The sequence below is a fragment of the Nitratidesulfovibrio liaohensis genome, from assembly GCF_011682075.1.
Classification (GTDB): Bacteria; Desulfobacterota; Desulfovibrionia; order Desulfovibrionales; family Desulfovibrionaceae; genus Cupidesulfovibrio; species Cupidesulfovibrio liaohensis.
Window position 1 is genome coordinate 1 of the sequence record NZ_VSMK01000323.1, and the last position, 3,226, is coordinate 3,226.

At 66.6% G+C, this 3,226-nt stretch carries 2 protein-coding genes and 1 pseudogene; all 3 read left to right on the forward strand.

Annotation, left to right across the window (positions count from 1 at the left end; translation table 11 throughout):
• Window positions 1–1,141 (forward strand): murein hydrolase activator EnvC family protein (locus FVW27_RS11315; RefSeq protein ID WP_167125201.1); only part of this gene is annotated, 1,141 nt, incomplete at its 5' end.
• A 29-nt stretch (window positions 1,142–1,170) separates the two neighbouring features.
• On the forward strand, window positions 1,171–2,472 hold the full coding sequence (locus FVW27_RS11320) for a S41 family peptidase (RefSeq protein ID WP_167125202.1): 1,302 nt from the start codon (window positions 1,171–1,173) through the stop codon (window positions 2,470–2,472).
• Window positions 2,473–2,673: 201 nt separating this feature from the next.
• Window positions 2,674–3,226 (forward strand): annotated as a pseudogene (locus FVW27_RS11325) (divergent polysaccharide deacetylase family protein); the annotation flags it as partial.

Sequence of the window (3,226 nt, forward strand, 5' to 3'; positions counted from 1 at the left end):
CGCCCCGTCCGGCCCGTCCGCCCCGTCGGGCAAGGGGGCCAAGGGCGCTCCGCAGCGCCAGGAGGCGCGCGGCAAGGCAGCACCCGTGGGCCAGCTGACCACGGAAGAAGACATCCGCAAGGCGCTGGAGGCCCAGCAGGCCCGCCTGCGTGCCCGGCAGGAGAGCATCACCAAGCTTTCGGTACAGGAGCGCGCCCTGAACACCGACCTGGCCATGGCCGAAGACCGCATCACCGCGCTGGAGGCCAAGGTGGCCCGGCAAGAGCAGGAACTTTCCCAACTGGAGGCCGCCGCCACCGATGTGCGCGCCGCCTACGAGCGGCTGGCAGCCGAGCGTTCCCGCACGGAGGCCTCGCTGTCCGGGCTGCTGCAACTGCTCTGGCCGCTGTACGTGCGCCAGAAGGGGGTGGGCGCGCGCGATCTGACAGACTGGCGCATGGCCGAGCGTGACTACGCCTGGACGCAGGAAATCTACAAGGTCATCGGCGAGCGCCAGCAGGAATTGCGCGCCCAGGAAACCGCCATGGCAGAGGCCCTGACCCGGCGCGAGGCACTGTCCGAGCAGGTGCGCAAGCAGGTGGAGGCGCTGGGGGCGGACCGTTCGAAGCTGCTGGCTGACAAGCAGCGCTTCCGCCAGTCGCTGTCTTCGGTGCGCCAGCAGCGCGAGGACGCCGAGGCGGAACTGGCCGACCTTTTCGAGATGATCCAGACCCTCAATGCCCGGCTGGAGCAGGCCCTGTCGCGCGGCGACATAGAGAAGCAGAAGGGCCGGCTGCCGTGGCCCGCCAAGGGCCGGGTGGTGCGCCGCTACGCGCCGGATGCCAAGCCCCCCGTGCGCGGGCTGGGCATTTCGGTGAGGCAGGGCGAGCCGGTGTGCGCGGTGGCCTATGGCCGTGTGGTGCATAACGACACCATGCGCGGGTTCGGCCGTGTCGTCATTCTGATGCACGGACAGGCGTACTATACGCTGTACGCCTTTCTGGCCGACAGCCCGTTGCGGCTGGGGCAGGAGGTGGGCGGGGGGCAGCAGGTGGGCACCGCCGGATTCTATCCGGACGCCAATGGCCCCGGAGTCTATTTCGAATTGCGTTTTCACCAAAAAGCCATTAACCCTGATGCGTGGCTTCTTTCAGCAAATTAGCCTCTTTTCAGGCTTTCGGAGGTTTCATTATGCGTGTGACGCTGTGGACGGCCACGCTGCTCATTCTTGGCGTGCTCGCCATTTCCGGCGGGGCGGCGCTGGTGCCCGACACCGTCGGTGCGGCGAGTGAGGAAGGCAAATACGACTCGCTGAAGCGCTTCAGCCAGGTGCTCGACCTGGTGGAGCGCTATTACGTGCGCGACGTACCCCGCAAGGATCTGATCAACGGGGCCGTCAAGGGCATGCTGCAAGGTCTGGATCCCCATTCGACCTTCCTGTCGGTGGAGGAATTCAAGGAGATGCAGGAAAGCACCTCCGGCGAATTCTTCGGCATCGGCATCGAGATTTCCAGCGAGAACGGCCAACTCATCGTGGTGGCACCCATCGAGGACACCCCCGCCCACAAGGCGGGCCTGAAGAGCGGCGACATCATTCTTGCCGTGGACGGCGTGCCCACACAGGACATGACCACCCAGGAAGCGGTCAGCCGCATCCGTGGGGCCAAGGGCACCGAGGTGGAACTGTCCATCCTGCACCGCGACGCCAAGGCGCCCGAAGTGGTGCGCCTGGTGCGCGACGCCATCCCGCTCATCAGCGTCAAGTCCAAGATGCTTGAAGACGGCTACCACTGGGTGCGCCTGACCCGCTTCAGCGAACGCACCACCGGTGAACTGGTGGACGCGCTGAAGGAAGCGGGCAAGAAGGGGATGAAGGGCATCATCCTCGACCTGCGCAACAACCCCGGCGGGTTGCTGGACCAGGCCGTGAGCGTGTCCGACACCTTCCTGAAGGATGGGGTCATCGTGTCCATCCGTGGCCGCATGGAGGACGCCAGCCGCGAATACCGCGCCAAGACCCAGCCCGGCGACGTGTCCGTGCCCATGGTGGTGCTGGTCAACGCCGGTTCCGCCTCGGCCTCGGAAATCGTGGCCGGTGCCCTGCGCGACCACAATCGCGCGCTCATCCTGGGCGAACGCACCTTCGGCAAGGGCTCCGTGCAGAACGTCATTCCCCTGTCCGACGGCGCGGGTCTGAAGCTGACCGTGGCCCTGTACTACACGCCCAATGGCCGCTCCATTCAGGCCGAAGGCATCGAGCCCGACTTCGAGGTGCCCTTCGAACTGCCGCGCGACGAAGAAAAGGCCCACCGCCTGAACATGGTGCGCGAAAAGGACCTGAACCGTCACCTCGAGAACGGTTCTTCGGGCAAGGATGCGCGTCCTTCGGCCAAGGCCGCGGACGACGTGAAGCAGGCCCTGGAAAAGGACAACCAGCTGCGCATGGCGTTGCAGTTCGTCAAGCGCTTGCCCCGCCTCAAGGATATCCAGTAGGCGTACCGCCGCGCAGGCGGCGGGCTGCCGATGCCGTTGTAAGGTTGCACGATGAAAACCAGGGGCGCGGGAGACCGCGCCCCTGTCATGTCAGGGCATGTCAGGGCATGTCGGATCATGCCGGATCATGGCAGGACATGCCGCAGGCCGGACGCAGTCACGGGCGGCGCGGCATGACCCGGACATGGAGCAGGAGAGCGCATGGCAGGGGAGAAGACCCCCGGAAAGAAGCCCCCCCGCAAGGATGACGCCAAGGGGGGCTCGGGACGCAAGCCCGCCCCATCGGGCAAGTCGGGCAAATCTGGCAAGCCGTCGGCCACATCCGGGACGCGGCGTTCCAGCAGCAAGCGCGGCAAGCCCACCCTGACGCCGCTGGTGGCCCGGGCCGTGCTGGCCATCTGCGTGGCCGCCACGCTGTTGGTCATTCTATTGTTCGTGTTCGGCTCGCCGGTGAAGCAGTTTACGGACAGCGGTGCACGCAAGCCCGCCGTGGCCGAGAAAAGCGACAAGAAAGCGCAAACCCCGCAGCCGGGACAGAAGCCGCAGAAGGGCGATGCCAAGCGGGGGGAACAGGCTGAACTGCCCCGGCTGCCGCAGTTTCCTCAACTGCCGCAGACCCCGGTGGCCGATGCGTCCAAGGGCGAGCTTGCAACCGACGCGACAAAAGGCGAAGCGGCGGGCGGTGCCGAGGCCGATGTGCCGCAGCCTGCCCAACCCGAGCGCGCGGCCAACGGCAAGCCCGCTCCCGCCGAGG

Bases quoted from the DNA above. Each gene is read 5' to 3' on its own strand.
- FVW27_RS11320 (WP_167125202.1), top strand. From the start codon at position 1,171: ATGCGTGTGACGCTGTGGACGGCCACGCTGCTCATTCTTGGCGTGCTC.